The organism is Natronocella acetinitrilica (genome assembly GCF_024170285.1).
In the GTDB taxonomy this organism is placed as follows: Bacteria; Pseudomonadota; Gammaproteobacteria; order Nitrococcales; family Aquisalimonadaceae; genus Natronocella; species Natronocella acetinitrilica.
Window position 1 is genome coordinate 84,788 of record NZ_JALJXV010000002.1, and the last position, 13,810, is coordinate 98,597.

At 61.4% G+C, this 13,810-nt stretch carries 13 protein-coding genes and 1 pseudogene; 8 read left to right on the forward strand and 6 right to left on the reverse strand.

The features are described 5' to 3' along the window. Nucleotides 1-133: 133 nt before the first annotated feature. The 3 genes from J2T57_RS03715 to glgC all read right to left on the reverse strand — a co-directional run bounded on the left by J2T57_RS03715 (nt 134) and on the right by glgC (nt 2,363). Complete coding sequence (locus J2T57_RS03715; RefSeq protein ID WP_253474441.1) at nt 134-427, reverse strand: helix-turn-helix domain-containing protein; 294 nt, start codon at nt 425-427, stop codon at nt 134-136. 75 nt (nt 428-502) lie between these two features. Next, complete coding sequence (locus tag J2T57_RS03720) at nt 503-1,093, reverse strand: uracil-DNA glycosylase (RefSeq protein WP_253474444.1); 591 nt, start codon at nt 1,091-1,093, stop codon at nt 503-505. Continuing rightward, complete coding sequence (glgC, locus tag J2T57_RS03725) at nt 1,083-2,363, reverse strand: glucose-1-phosphate adenylyltransferase (RefSeq protein ID WP_253474447.1); 1,281 nt, start codon at nt 2,361-2,363, stop codon at nt 1,083-1,085. The genes J2T57_RS03720 and glgC overlap by 11 nt, the downstream gene beginning before the upstream one ends. 156 nt (nt 2,364-2,519) lie before the next feature. Here glgC and J2T57_RS03730 point away from each other — a divergent pair, with 156 nt between their 5' ends. Next, nucleotides 2,520-3,173, forward strand: coding sequence for a hypothetical protein (locus J2T57_RS03730; protein WP_253474450.1), 654 nt, complete (start codon nt 2,520-2,522; stop codon nt 3,171-3,173). Nucleotides 3,174-3,315: 142 nt separating this feature from the next. Here the strand turns inward: J2T57_RS03730 and J2T57_RS03735 are convergent, their stop codons facing one another. Together J2T57_RS03735 and J2T57_RS03740 are read right to left on the reverse strand one after the other, a co-directional pair. Continuing rightward, on the reverse strand, nt 3,316-5,133 hold the full coding sequence (locus J2T57_RS03735) for an autotransporter outer membrane beta-barrel domain-containing protein (protein ID WP_253474453.1): 1,818 nt from the start codon (nt 5,131-5,133) through the stop codon (nt 3,316-3,318). Between the two features lie 582 nt (nt 5,134-5,715). Continuing rightward, the gene (locus J2T57_RS03740; protein WP_253474457.1) at nt 5,716-5,946 is read right to left on the reverse strand and encodes a hypothetical protein; all 231 of its coding nucleotides are present in this window, start codon (nt 5,944-5,946) and stop codon (nt 5,716-5,718) included. A 192-nt stretch (nt 5,947-6,138) separates the two neighbouring features. Here J2T57_RS03740 and J2T57_RS03745 point away from each other — a divergent pair, with 192 nt between their 5' ends. The 6 genes and pseudogenes from J2T57_RS03745 to J2T57_RS22560 form a co-directional block, all read left to right on the forward strand. Then, entirely contained in the window at nt 6,139-7,467 is a 1,329-nt protein-coding gene (locus J2T57_RS03745; RefSeq protein WP_253474460.1) for an ABC transporter substrate-binding protein, read from the forward strand. Nucleotides 7,468-7,473: 6 nt separating this feature from the next. Continuing rightward, nucleotides 7,474-8,307 carry an ABC transporter permease gene (locus J2T57_RS03750; protein WP_253474463.1) on the forward strand — a complete coding sequence of 278 codons (834 nt, stop codon included), beginning with the start codon at nt 7,474-7,476 and terminating at the stop codon, nt 8,305-8,307. 18 nt (nt 8,308-8,325) lie between these two features. Further along, nucleotides 8,326-9,093 carry an ABC transporter ATP-binding protein gene (locus tag J2T57_RS03755; protein WP_253474466.1) on the forward strand — a complete coding sequence of 256 codons (768 nt, stop codon included), beginning with the start codon at nt 8,326-8,328 and terminating at the stop codon, nt 9,091-9,093. A gap of 51 nt (nt 9,094-9,144) precedes the next feature. Beyond that, nucleotides 9,145-9,924: a 3-hydroxybutyrate dehydrogenase gene (locus J2T57_RS03760; protein ID WP_253474469.1), complete on the forward strand. Its 780-nt coding sequence runs from the start codon at nt 9,145-9,147 to the stop codon at nt 9,922-9,924. 821 nt (nt 9,925-10,745) lie between these two features. Then, nucleotides 10,746-11,051 (forward strand): helix-turn-helix domain-containing protein, encoded by a 306-nt coding sequence (locus tag J2T57_RS22555; RefSeq protein WP_436262681.1) that lies wholly within the window; start codon nt 10,746-10,748, stop codon nt 11,049-11,051. Further along, nucleotides 11,052-11,213 (forward strand): annotated as a pseudogene (locus J2T57_RS22560) (integrase core domain-containing protein); the annotation flags it as partial. Nucleotides 11,214-12,225: 1,012 nt separating this feature from the next. On the opposite strand, the gene modA reads toward J2T57_RS22560, so the two are convergent. Next, nucleotides 12,226-13,008, reverse strand: coding sequence for a molybdate ABC transporter substrate-binding protein (gene modA / locus J2T57_RS03770; RefSeq protein ID WP_253474472.1), 783 nt, complete (start codon nt 13,006-13,008; stop codon nt 12,226-12,228). 120 nt (nt 13,009-13,128) lie between these two features. Here modA and J2T57_RS03775 point away from each other — a divergent pair, with 120 nt between their 5' ends. After that, entirely contained in the window at nt 13,129-13,806 is a 678-nt protein-coding gene (locus J2T57_RS03775) for a methylamine utilization protein (RefSeq protein WP_253474475.1), read from the forward strand. The last annotated feature ends 4 nt before the right edge of the window (nt 13,807-13,810 follow it).

A 13,810-nucleotide genomic window follows, 5' to 3' on the forward strand; every position in this document is an offset into this window, starting at 1 on the left:
CACCTCTTTGGTCGGCTGTGCACCGTCCAGGGGGCCGGCGCATGCGGCTTGGAGGGGTCACCGGCCAGAGCGGCCGGTGACGACTCGGTGCGAGGTTATACCATAGTTCGCTCCGGCTGGCTGCCGGCAGCGGTCACCCGATGGGGTGATGTCGGTGATGCGTGATCTCTGGCTGGCTGCTTCGTGCGGGGACTTCGGCAACCGAGGGACACAGGAGCTTCTCGATCGGCAATTCAAGCGCGCCGGCAAGACGAAACAGAATTGCCAGTGACGGATTGGCCTGCCCTGTCTCGAGCGAGGCGAGGTAGCGCTCAGACACCCCGGAGCGTTCCGCAAGCTCCCGGCGGGTGAGTAATTCGTTACCGCGGATCATCCTTACCCGGCGGCCCAGCGTTTTGCTGAATTCTGCCGCTTGCTGACTCATCATGCGCTGTCCCAACCCATTGGTTTCCTAGGCTTGCACAATGATGCCTGACCGGGTGGAGCGACAAATTGACGCAGGTCAACGGCGCGCCGGTGCGCCCGCCGCTGCCAGCACCGACACGGCCTGCGCGGCGGCACGGGCGCCGATATCGCGCAGCGCGGTGCCATCGGCGCGACGGCGGTTCCAGGCCAGTGGCGAGGTATGGGGCATGGGCACAACGGATACGCCACCGTAGCGCTGCAGCGGCTCACTACCCTGCAGGGTCGCCACCACGAACTCGAGATAGGGTTGCCGTGGAAGCGTGAGCAACTGCTCGGCAGCCGATTGCCCAACGGCCAGAATCACGCGGGGCTGCAGCGCGTTAACGGCGCCCTGCAGCCAACCGCTGCAGGCCTGGACTTCATCGCGGCGGGGCTTGCGATTCTCCGGAGGTCGACAGCGCACCACGTTCGTGCGGGCGTAATCGGCCCGGTGAAGGCCCAGTTCCAGCAGAACGCCATCCAGCGTGCGGCCGGCCCGGCCGACAAAACCCACGCCTTGCAGGTCCTCATCCCGGCCCGGGGCCTCACCCACCGCCAGAAGCCCCCCTGCAGCACCATCCGGCAAGACCACCTGCGTGCGCGTTTCACAAAGCCGGCAGGCCGTGCATCGGGCCGGGTCAGCGGACATGGTCGACTTCCTGGCCAAGCATCTCCGGGGTCACCAGCACCACCCCGCCCGGCGAGACATGAAAGCGCCGCCGGTCCTGCTCGGGATCGTGGCCAATGACCATGCCGTTGGGGATATCGCAGCCCTCATCGATCACCGCGTGGCGGATACGCGCCCCCTGCCCCACCGTGACCGCCGGGAGAATGACGGAATCCTCCACCAGAGAGTTGGGCCGCACGTGCACCTGGGAAAACAACAACGAATGGCGGACCAGGGATCCGGCGATGATATCGCCGCCGGAGACCATGGAATCCACCGCCATACCCGGCAGGTTCTCACCAGATACCGGCACGTTAATGAATTTTGCCGGTGGCAGCTGCGCCTGATAAGTCCAGATCGGCCATTCCTCGTCGTAGATATCCAACTCGGGTGAGGCGCCGATCAATTCCTGGTTTGCCTCGTAGAAAGCGTCCACCGTGCCCACATCGCGCCAATAGGGTTGTTCGTTGGTCTGCGGATCCCGGAACAGGTAGGCCGCCACCCGCGCGCTGCGAATGGCCTCCGGAATCACGTCGCGGCCGAAGTCTCGCGAGGAGTCTTGCCGTTCGGCGTCATGCCGCAGCACACGAAACAGATACTCGCGGTTGAACACGTAGATGCCCATGGAAACCAGCGCACGCTCCGGATCACCGGGGATGGCGGGTGGGTCGTCCGGTTTCTCGCTGAACGACTGGACGACGCCCTCCTCGTTCACCCGCATCACGCCGAAGGCCCGGGCGCGGTCGCGCTCCATCTCCACGCAACCCACCGTCATGTCCGCGCCGGACTCCACATGCCGGGCGATCATGGTGCCGTAGTCCATCTTGTAGACGTGGTCACCCGCCAGAACGAGTACGTACTCCGGGGCATGGGCCTGAATGATATCGATGCTCTGATACACGGCATCCGCCGTGCCCGCGTACCACAACGGCTGATCCAGCCGCTGCTGCGCCGGCACAAGTTCGACAAACTCACCGAACTCGCCACGCAGAAAGCCCCAGCCCCGCTGCACATGTTGAATCAGGGAATGGGCCTTGTACTGGGTCAGCACCTGAATGCGGCGAATACCGGAGTTGATGCAATTGGACAGCGGAAAGTCGATAAGGCGGAACTTGCCGCCAAACGGCACCGCGGGCTTGGTGCGCCAATCCGTGAGGTTGGCAAGGCGCCCACCCCGGCCACCGGCGAGAATCATCGCCATGGTGTCCCGGGTAAGGCGGCTGACAAAGCGGGGGTTTCTCTCCAGAAACATGCGTATTTATCCGTCTCCTGCGGTGGCCCACAGGCGGCCCGGCAACGGGCCGGCAAGGCGCCGGCGGCAAGAAGCAGTCGACCATTTTCAGACTGCGCGGCTTCAAGCATACTGGCCGCCGTCTTCAGTGCCAACGCACTTAACGGAACCGCCACAATGCGACAGACCACCCTCTACGCCTGCCTGCTGGTCGCTCTGATCGCCGCGCCGGCAGTGTCTCACGCCGTCTCGCTGATCACCATCGCGGAACGCGACGGCGCCATGACCCGCACCTGGATCGACGGCAGCCGGGTACGGGTGCAGGGCAGCGGCGACTCCTATCTGCTGCTGAACACCCGCTTCGAACGGTTCTATGCCGTCTTCCCGACGCGGCGCGACGCAATGAACCTCGCCGCGGACTTGCCGCAACTGCCCGCCGATGCGCCCGCCAACAACAACTACGCCACATCGCTTGAGCACACAGGCAGCGGCCCGCGCATCGCCGGCTACAACACCGAGCGCTACCGTATGCTGGGGAATCGCCGCACCTGCGGCTATGTGTATCTATCCCGAGACGCGATGGAGCGCGCAGCAGCAGCCGACTACCTGCGAACCATGAGCGAATTCAACCAGCGCCAACGGCTCGCCTCCCGCCGCGCCGGCGAAGACCTGGGGGCCTGCGAAGCCGCCCAGCAAACCGCCATGGCCAACTACCCGGAACTAGGCCTGCCCATGCGCACCGTCGACGAGCGCGGCACCGTCCAGCAGGAGGTCGTCTCGATCCAGACCCGCACCCCCGTAGAACACGGCTTCTTCGACCTCCCTCGATAAGCCCGGTCGGGCCGTGCCCACCGTAGGGTGCGTTAACGCGCAGCGCGTAGCGCACCGCTAGGTGAGCCGTGCCCGCTGTAGGGTGCTGTTAGCGCGCAGCGCGTAACGCACCGCAACCCACGCCCGATCCTTGTCGAGACGCTCAGAACTCCATCCTGAAGCCGACATCGACGGTATAGAGGCTGTACCCGCTGCGGCCCTCCACGCTCTCCAGGAACAGGTAGGCCGCGCGGCCGCGGGCGAACTGCGCGGTGAGCCCGCCGCCGATGTTCATGTAGGTGCGGTCCGGGTCATCGGTGCGCAGCGAGAAGCGGGTATTGGTGGGGTCCTCGATGAAGCGGGCATTGATGCGGCGGCTGTCGTCGCTGAACTCCCGCTCCAGACCCCAGCGCGTGGAGTACACCATCACACCCCAGGGATAGTTTTCGGCATAGGACAGCTGCACCGCGACTTCTGCGGTTTTCGACTCGATCGTCTGGCTGTCGATGCGCAACAGGGAACCAGCGCCGGGGTTGTTGGAATTGGTGGCGCGCTCGCGGTAGCTGTCGATCTCCACACGGACGTAATCCAGACTGGTCTGGAAACCCACGGTCCAGGGGCCGTCGCTCAGGTCGTAGCCCGCATTGAGGCCAACGGCGTATTCCATGCCGTCGGGCCGTGCCTTTGCACTCTGGCCATCGGGCCCGCTGAACACGGTCCGTACGGTGTCGTAGCGGTTGCGGCCCACGGTAACGATGCCATCGACGTAGAACGACCGGGGCAGGAAGTGCGTGCCGTAGAGCGACAGGCTGTAGCCGTCCACATCGACACCACCGGCGTTGTTGCGCAGATCGGTATCGGTGCGGGTGTAGCCCAGCGCCACGCCGCCGATGGTCTGTGGCGAGAAGCGGTAGTCGAGCCCGGCGGTGAGCCCGAGCGTGCGGCTGCGGAACCCCTGCTCGTTGTCGGTTTGCTGGCGATTGCCGAAGGCCGCCGAGCCGTTGACGAAAAAGCCGAAGTTGCTGAAGGCGAGGATATCGTCACTGGCGCCCGCGCCCAGCGCGTTGGTGAACAGGTTAACCGGCAGGCGTTCGCCATCCAGCGCCACGTTGAAGCCCCGGGCGCTGAAGCCCGTGGCGCCGGCACGCAGCTCGGTGATGCGTGAGCCCACGTTCTGCAATTGCTGGCGCATGGTCTGCATGGAGGCGCGGCCCTGAGCGGCGACTTCCTCCGGGGCAAGGCCGTCATAGATGGCGCCGGGGGTACCGGACTCGGCGGCGCGATCACAGGTGGCGATGAGGTCGTTCTGGCGACTGGTGCGCTCTTCCTCGGGAATTTCGCGAAGAGCGCCACAGGCAGCGTCCAGTGAGCGCGCAACACTACGCTGCCGCGGCGTGAGACCTTCCTGTTCGGAGAGGTTTTGCTGGCCCACCGTAATCGTGACGGGGATCTCGATGCCTTCGCTGTTTCCGCCATCGAACACGAGAATGCCGCCACTGAAGCTGTCACCATCCTCTGCCTCCGCAGGCACATCAAAGCTAAACGTGGCTACACCACTTGCCGCCTCGATCGCTGAGGGGGTGACAAAGCCGATGTCAGACTCAAGGAAAATCGGCGGGTTATCGCTGGAGACGGTGAATTCCCGCGTCACGGTCTCGCCGGCGGACGCGTTGGCGATGTTGATGCTATTTGGGCCTTGCGGTGGTGAATCTGGCTGTTCGAAGAACTCCACGGTCACGGGATCGTTGTTCACGACGATATCGAACGTCGGAGATCCGTTGGGGAAGCAGGTCCCTCCGGCCCCGCTGATGTTGACCTCGAAGATGCCGACATCTTCAAATTCGGGGCCGAGCTGGAAGATGGCAGTGCCATCATCCATGGTCTCGCCTAGCCCGTAGCTACCAGCCGCCACGCTCAAGTTAACGTCTTCGATCTGAGCAAGCTCGGTGTCTACGGGCACCGCAACGACACTCGCGGTCAACTGGCAAGCTTCCGCCAACTCGATCTGAGTATTCGCGATGAGTGCAACCGTGGCGCTGTAAGTTGTAGTACCTGACGCTATTGACGTTTGAGGGGCCGGCGAGAATCTGAGATCGGCGGACGCATGCCCGACCGCAGGGAGCGCGGTTGCGAGAAGCAGACATCCACCACCAAGCCAACGACGAAACGACGGTCGCCTATAGCAACCACGGTGCATTGGTCGGGCAAACGAAAGCCCACGAGCGAACGTAGATCGCAACGGCGAGTCCAAGGCCTTACCCCCAAATTAATTATTATTTCTGACTGTCCATTGTCGTCCCGCCCGTCGATGCCTGTTTCTGTGCGTCTGGCATCTGACGTCGCCGGGTGGGTCTGACGGTGTGCCATTGAGGTTAGCCGCAGCCCGTCAGCCCTGCAAGGTTTTGGCGACAGTGTGGTGCGTCGCGCGCGGTGCGCGATCCCACGTTCAATGGCCTCACCCAGCGCCAACCTCCGATTAACGTCCACCGCGGCCCTTTAGTAGGGTGTGTTAGCGCAAAGCGCGTAACGCACTACAACACCATTCACCACAGCCTCCAGACCATCAAAACGGCCACCGCCGGCGCGGCGGCTCTTCCCATGCCCACTCCCGCTCCAGGGTTCGGGCGTCCGGGTCGTAGCGGTAGACATTAATGCCACTGCCGTTGCGCTGCCCGGTGACCAGCACGTTCGCATCTGGTGCCGTGGCAATGCTCGCGTTGCGGGCGTAACTGCTCACTGAAGGGAAGGAATCATCTCCCAGGACGAAGATGATCTGGAAGAAGGGCGAGCGCACCCAAGATCCACATGCTCGCCTCCTCCACGTCCGACACGCCGCTTCGGCGCGGTCGAGCCCTCGTATAGCTCCTAACTTGCACGACCTATAAGGAGTGTTATCATTATTCGAAATAATTACTATCGATAAATAAGAAAGTAACTCTCAGCGTTCTCCACTCGGGAAGGTCCGGCAGTCGGAAACCACCTTGGGATGGATCAGCCGAGGGAATCTAAAAACGGAGGAGAGCAGACTATGAGTAAATCTGTGAATCGGTTATTCAATACCACCCTTGCTGGTGCCGCCGGCGCAGTGCTGGCTTTCGCGTCGGCGTTCGCCATAGCTGATCAGGAATTTAACGACTGGGGCTGGCCCCAGCCTTATGAGCAAATCTCGGAGGAATCCATTGATTGGCTGAAGGATCGTGGCTGGTGGCCAATCAGCATGGCTTATCAGGCGCCCTGGTCGGGTGCCAACACCCTTAACGTCGTCATGGTCCACGGCGGACTTCTAGAAGCGCGCGGCATCGAAGCGAATCTGACCTCTTTTGGCACTGGCCCAGAGATCAACGAGGTCATCGCTAGCGGCCGCGCCCAGGTAGGCATCGGCGGCAACTTCCCATTCACGTCGTTGGTGGAGCGCGGAGTTCCGATTCAGACCATCGGTGTACTGACGCCGAATTTGCTCCACGCCACAATTGTGCCGAACGACTCTGAGATCGAGTCCTTCGAGGACTTCGCCAATCGTGACAGACCGGCGGTGGTCGGCCTGGCCACCGGCTCATCGGCAGAGTTCTACTTCGTCCAGGCCGCAGCGGTACACGGGGTCGAGATCGGCAAAGACGTCCAGTTGCGCAACATGTCCCTTCCCGAACAGATGACCATGCCGCGCGGGCTTGACGCAGTGGTGCCTTGGGACGCGGCAGCCACCATCATCTCCGAATTCCATGAGCGTGGACGCGTCGTTGACACTATCTATTCCTACAACTTCTACCAGGGGAACCAGTACGTCCGTCAGGAACTCATCGACAACGTCCCAGACGTCGTCCAGGCGATTACTGACGCCTTCATCGAGGCCTCGCTGTGGATCCGACTGAATCCCGACCAGGCGGTGGATCTGCTGGCGAAGCAGCCGGAACTAGAGACCTGGGATCGGGAGCTTCTGGCACAGCAGACTGCCATGCACAACAACCTTTACAAGCCCACGGCTGCCTATCCGTTCGCAGAGTTCTGGTCCAAAGAGAACGAGCGCATCTCGAAGTGGTTATATGAGGGCGGCCGCCTCAACAGCATGGTTACCGCCGCGGACTACGAAGCGGCCTTTGATGCTTCCTTCATGGAAGAGACCTTCAACAAGTTGGGCTGGAAGGTCCCAGACCAGCCGCCTTTCCTCCCCGCAGGATGGGATCATGAAATCGGCGATCTGCCCTACCCGGAATATGACTCCTCGGCAACTCTGACTGATCCACAGCCTTGGCCCGAGCCCCAGGATCTGGTTGCGCCCTGGGAGTTCGATGGCACGCGTTACACGCCAGAGGACTGATCAGGCATGGCTCAGAGCATAACGGATGCGACCCGCAATGCCCCCCGGAGCAACCCTCTGCTCCGGGGGGTCATCAATACCCTGCTCTTCCTACGCCGCCTTACCCTGCTTATCACGCTCATATTGGTTTGGGAAGTGGTAGCCGGACACTTGTTGACCGGCCATACCGCCTTGCTAATGCCAGCACCGAGTGAGATCGTGACCGCCGCCTGGAATCTCATCTCATCTGGCCGGTTGCTCGATCACTCCCTCGCTAGCCTGAAACGGGTTGGTGTGGCGCTGCTCTATGCGAGTATCGCCATCCCCATCGGCATAGCTGTGGGCTGGTCACGCATTATTTACGAACAGATGAATCCGCTGATCGAGATCCTGCGGCCCATCCCGCCGCTGGCGTGGATCCCGCTCAGTATTCTCTGGTTCGGCATTGGCGATGGGCAAAACCAATTCATCATTTTCCTCGGTATATTTTTCCCCCTGCTGCTCAACACCATCGCAGGCGTCGCTAGTATCGAGACCAACCTGATTCGCGCAGCGCGGTGCCTCGGTGCAAGCGAAGCGAAGGTGCTGCTGCGAGTGGTCCTGAACGCCGCCCTTCCGCACATCGTAACGGGCATGCGCGTCGGCATCGGAGTCGGCTGGATGGCCTTGGTCGCAGCCGAAATCGTCGGTGCCACTTCCGGGCTCGGCTTCCTGATCAATGACGCTCGTACCCTGTTGCGCACGGACATCATTGCAGTAGGCATGCTGACGATCGGGATCATCGGTCTGCTGATCGACCTGGTAGTGCGAACACTGAGCGATATATTCCTGCCCTGGGTTCAGCAACGCGCCGATGACTAACTCAAGGAACATGCGCACATGACCACACTGACACTGTCCAATATTTCCAAGCTCTATCCAGCACGCGCCGGCGCCGACCCGCTGCTTGCCGTGGACGACGTGTCGTTCCGGGTCACCCAGGACGAGTTCTGCTCGATCCTGGGGAGCAGCGGCTGCGGCAAGACCACACTGCTCAAGATGATTGCCGGCTTCGAGAAACCAACTCAGGGCGAGATCCACGTAGGCGATTCAAGGGTCCGTGGGCCAGACTGGCGACGGACGGTCGTCTTCCAGGACTACGCACTCTTCCCCTGGATGACCGCCGAACGGAACATCGGCTTCGGCCTGGAAATGAAGGGGGTTCCGAAGCGTGAACGCGATCACATCATAAAGGAGCATATTGAATTGGTCGGCCTCCAAGGCTTCGAGAATGTCTACCCGCACCAGCTCTCCGGCGGCATGAAACAGCGTGTCGCCGTCGCCCGCGGCCTGGCGGTGGACCCGGACGTGCTACTTATGGACGAACCCTTCGCCGCTCTGGACGCCCAGAATCGGGAACTGATGCAGAACGAAATGCTGCGCATCTGGGAGTCGGAGCGCAAGATGGTCGTTCTGGTCACCCACAGCATCGACGAGGCGATCCGCCTCTCGGACAGAATCATCGTCATGACCAAGGGCCCAGGGCGCATTCAGGAAGAGATCAAGGTCAATGCGCCTAGACCGCGCCTTGAGGATGACCCGGAGGTGATGGCCCTGAAACGGCGAATTCGCGGACTCCTCGAGGGTAACGTTACCGAGGCCGCCTGATCGCCTCGGTGAGAGCATCGCCCCGAAATCTGACTGGAGAGAGAACTAGCCATGCGACTGGACGGATGTGTCGCCCTAATCACGGGCGCGGGCCGCGGCATCGGCCGAACGATTGCCGAACGATTTGCCGCGGAGGGCGCCCGAGTCGCCTTGGCTGATCTCAACGAGCAGGATCTGGAGACAGCCGCACACGCAATCGAAGACGCAGGCGGCGAAGCAATGACTATGGTGATGAACGTCACCGACGAAATTTCGGTCGCCACCGGCGTCGACTCGGTGATCGAGCGTTGGGAGCGGCTCGACGTGGCGATTCCGAATGCGGGTATACAACACCTGGCCCCTATCCACGAGGTGGAGTTGTCCGATTGGCACCGGGTGCTCTCAGTGCATCTGGATGGCGCATTCCTTGTCACCCGCGCCTCGCTTCGCCACATGTACCAACAGGGCAGGGGCAGCCTAATATACATGGGCTCGGTCCACTCCAAGGAGGCATCTGTCCAGAAAGGACCTTATGTGGTTGCAAAACATGGCGTCCTTGGCCTTTGCCGCACAGTTGCCAAGGAGGGAGCCGCCCATGGCGTTCGTGCTAATACCATCTGCCCCGGCTTCGTGCGGACCGAGTTGCTCGAACGTCAGCTACCTGATCTGGCGCGTACCCACGGGATTACCGAAGAGGAAGTGATCCAGAACATCTTCCTGAGCCACACCGTGAATGGTGAATTCGTCACTCAGGAAGATCTGGCGGAGATGGCGGTAGCCTTGGCCGCTTTCCCAACCAACGCCCTTACCGGTCAATCCATCATTGTCAGCCACGGCTGGCACATGGCGTAAGACAAGTATGCCGCCATGTTTTCCTAGGTTGAATACGGAACGCCTGTCTTGCCGGATGCGCGCTTCGCAGAAGCGAAATAGGAAACTCCCAGCTGGCACTTTGCCATGACTAATCTCGGCCAAGCCCGGCACTACCAAATAATGTCGCAATTGACCCTTTCGCTATCTGCTCAACGGTTGGGCACAACTTCACTTCGCCCGCGCTAGACTGTCGACTTGCATTGTTTCGAGATGAGGTAAGGTCATTGAACTGAGGAATAGTTCTCACCGAAAACAAAGATGGCTAGACATGTTTGAAAGGCTGGGCACTGTACGCTTAGAGTCTTATTAGGCTCGAAGTTCGACGGTAATCCTCGCAGTAATCGGTTATCCGTGACTTATCGTTTTCGATGGGTGTCGTCATGGAGCCCATAAGCAATCCTAACATCGCCAGCCAGTGCACGCGGTCGCCGAGATTAGCTACCCCCCTAATTGCGCAGGCCCACGGTTACGTTGCCCCGCTTGAGGCGCAATCTCCGGGCATTTACGCATGCTCCGTATTTCTAGATTGTGGTAACGATGTCAAAAGGCTTGGGATTGGCGTAAAGCTCGAATGTGCTAGTCACTCCTGGCCAATAACATTGTGTGGGACGTTCGGCTGAATACTCTCTTCCGTGGGCTAACTGTGATGTCTCACCGGGTTTTCCATGGGGCCTCTCCGAGGGATGCTGAGTTTGAGGACCTAGCAACCCAGAGGAGAATGACCCCGTGGACGTCCATCAGAATGCCGTGGTTACGCCCAAGGGTCGAGAGACCATGGTGTATCGAGTCCTTACCCTCGATTGGAGCTATCGGCGGTAGCGCAAGCCCATGGCGTCGATCCGAAGACCGTCAGGCGCTGGGTGAAACGCTATGAGAGCGAGGGCTTTCCAGGGCTTTGCGCTCGCTCCTCACGGCCCCGCCGTCAGCCTCAGCGTACCTCTGATGCTGTGGAGGCCACTGCCATCGAGTGGCGCCATCGGCGTTGGACAATGACTCACATCGCCGAGCGCGTCGGCGTCTCACGCGCCCCGGTCTCACGGATTCTGCGGCGTCATGGGCTGAACCGGATGTCGATGCTGGAGAGACCAGAGCCCCTGCGGCGCTAGGAGGCTGAACGCTTTATCCAGACCGCGCTGCACGAGTGGGCGTATGCGCACTGCTACAGCAGTTCCAATGAACGCTCTGAGCACTTACGGCGCTGCCTACATGACTACAACTGGCATCGTCGTCACGGTAGTCTCAAAGGTAAGACACCCATCAGCACCCTCGGACTAACCGGGGACAACCTCCTGAGACGCCACAAAGGCTTCCCTCCAACAGAAACTCCTCTGTTTGAAGTTCCTGTAGGGACTTCGCTCCGTCATCAGCGCTCAATGATGGTAGAGAAAACCCCACCAAGATGAGAATGGTCATCAGGGTTTTCACATATAGCTCCTGAGGTACACAACAGTGAGTGGATCGCCGGCACGATGATTGAATCATCTTGCCGGCCTCATAGCAGCGGACCAGCTACGCGGCGGACGAGACAAGTAATCATCTTCTCAGCAGGTTATCGCGAACACAGGATGAGATACCAACCGGTCATTTGACGTCCATCTTTGACACCCGCTCAAAGCCGGACGTACGCGGATGCCAAGGGAATCTCTGCAACGGGTCGGTCGCGCCTGTCCGACTGCCTCCATTGCTTGGCCAACTACTGACAATCCCCACGTAGGTCGGCCGGTGTTCGGTCAGTTTGAGGACATCGTCGAGTCCTGGCTCAGTAAACCAGCTCGTCATCGGCGCACATGAATGCGTATTGGCTCCAATGAAGTGTGTCATCAAGTGTCGTATCAGATGCGCTAACGTGGCAGCTTACGTTGAGTTGGAGATAGGAGAGTCCATTGGAAGGGCAAAGAACAGTGAGCGATATCGAGACTGAATGGACGGTATTGGCGGGTAAGGCGCTGCATGCGTCGGGTTTTTGGCTCGAATTCCACGGTAACCCGCGGAGCAATCAGTTCTCCGTTACTCACCATGTCGCGGGGGCGGCCCTGAAGCCTCTGGAGGTGGTTCGGTTGATCCGCTTGGGCACCGAACTCTACCGTGAACACACGGCGCCGTTGCAGGACAAAGAGTCCACAAGGTCGACTGAAGGTACGCCTACTCGCCAACATCAACTAAGTCCATAAGCACAGAGGAGTTATTCACTTCGCTAGTGTGGCGCGGCTGATGCAGTTAGGTGCTATTTCGCCCCGTCCGCCGCTTTCCTGAACTCCCCGCAGGCGATCTCTAGACAGATTAGTCCGGCTCCGGCGTCAGCAGACCATAGTCGGCCAACCTCGCCGCAGCCTCCGGCTGCTGCAGAAACTCGGCGAAGGCCGTCGCCATCGCGCTGTCAGCGTTGATAACCAGCACCCGGTACTCCAGCGGCTCGTGGCTTTCCGGGGCGATGAGTAGGGCGATGCCCCGCCGCCGCTCCTGGTGACGCAGGGCGAGATGGGCCGGCACCAGGCCGGCCCGTGCGGTACCACCGGTGACGTAGCGCATGGCCTGGGCGGCGTCATCTGCGACAACGAGATGGGGCTGGATGGCGGCCCATACGCCAGCCTCCAGCAATGCCTCACGGGCCGCACGCCCATGGGGTGCATGATCGGGGTCCGCGATCACGAAACGGCCCAGACGGCCCGCATCCATGGCCTGGGCCAGCGCCGACAGGCCGTCATTGGCCCGGAGCGCTGCACCTGCCGGAACAAAATAGGCCAGCTCGCCCAGGGCGATCACGTTACCGATGTCCGCGGCCAGGCCCTGGTCGGTCAGCCACTGGGCATGCTCGGCATCCGCAGCGATGTAGACATCCGCCGGCATGCCGGCGGCAATCCGGCGTGCGAGCTTGCCGGAGGCGCCGAATTCAATCCGGACACGCGCATTGCCGTTGTCGCGCTGAAAGTGCGCCACCAGATCATGCAGCACCGGGTCCAGCCCCCCCGCCGCCATGACGCGCATGGCCTGTTGGGCGTGGGCCGGTAGCGCCAGCCCGGCGGCGATGATGAGCGTGACAAAAATCCGGTAACACTGTCGCACGCTATTGCCCCCTGAAGTCGCCCTGCGAGCGTGATGCCGGCCATCAACTGTGAGCCGTTAGACGGTTCGCCGCCCCGCTGCGTGTTACTTTTTGCAAATAACCGCACTACGAGGGCCGTGATGGTGCTTCGACGACTCGCCCTGCTGTCGGCGCTGCTGCCTGCCTGCGTCGCCGCCCATGGCAGCACCCTGCATTTACAGATTATCGGCAGCGACGGCGCGGCGCTTGAGCATGCAGTGGCCTATTTCGATGTGGAAAGCGGCACGGCTACCGCAGGAACCCATGCCGAGATGGACCATCGCGACATGCAGTACCAGCCCCATGTGCTGCCAGTGCAGCGCGGCACACTGGTGGACTTCCCCAACCGTGATCAGGTGCGGCACCACGTGTATTCGTTCTCGCCGGCCAAGCGCTTCGAGCTGCCGCTCTACAGCGGCCGCCCGGCGGAGCCGGTGCTCTTCGATGTCGCCGGCTCCGTGGTACTCGGCTGCAACATCCACGACCACATGGTGGGTTACATACTGGTGCTCGACTCCGCCCATTTCGCCGCCGCCGGGGACGATGGCGGCTATCGCCTGACCCGGCCGTCCGACGCTGACGATGCGGAGCTGGTGATCTGGCATCCGGTGCTGGAGCGGCAAGGGGCCGTGCATCGCCAGGTTGTCGCGGCCGATGTAGGGGATCTGGTCGTCGAACTTGATGTGCTGGACGAGCCACCGGCGGGGCCGGAAGGTCTGCAACACCAGCGGCGGCGCGGGCTGGAAGAACGCTTCCAGCGCCATCGCGGTCACGACTAGGGTG

Excerpts from the sequence above, each read along its gene's own strand:
- J2T57_RS03715 (WP_253474441.1), bottom strand. The coding sequence starts at position 427 with ATGATGAGTCAGCAAGCGGCAGAATTCAGCAAAACGCTGGGCCGCCGG.
- J2T57_RS03720 (WP_253474444.1), bottom strand. The coding sequence starts at position 1,093 with ATGTCCGCTGACCCGGCCCGATGCACGGCCTGCCGGCTTTGTGAAACG.
- glgC (WP_253474447.1), bottom strand. The coding sequence starts at position 2,363 with ATGTTTCTGGAGAGAAACCCCCGCTTTGTCAGCCGCCTTACCCGGGAC.
- J2T57_RS03730 (WP_253474450.1), top strand. The coding sequence starts at position 2,520 with ATGCGACAGACCACCCTCTACGCCTGCCTGCTGGTCGCTCTGATCGCC.
- J2T57_RS03745 (WP_253474460.1), top strand. The coding sequence starts at position 6,139 with ATGGATCAGCCGAGGGAATCTAAAAACGGAGGAGAGCAGACTATGAGT.
- J2T57_RS03750 (WP_253474463.1), top strand. The coding sequence starts at position 7,474 with ATGGCTCAGAGCATAACGGATGCGACCCGCAATGCCCCCCGGAGCAAC.
- J2T57_RS03755 (WP_253474466.1), top strand. The coding sequence starts at position 8,326 with ATGACCACACTGACACTGTCCAATATTTCCAAGCTCTATCCAGCACGC.
- J2T57_RS03760 (WP_253474469.1), top strand. The coding sequence starts at position 9,145 with ATGCGACTGGACGGATGTGTCGCCCTAATCACGGGCGCGGGCCGCGGC.
- J2T57_RS03775 (WP_253474475.1), top strand. The coding sequence starts at position 13,129 with ATGGTGCTTCGACGACTCGCCCTGCTGTCGGCGCTGCTGCCTGCCTGC.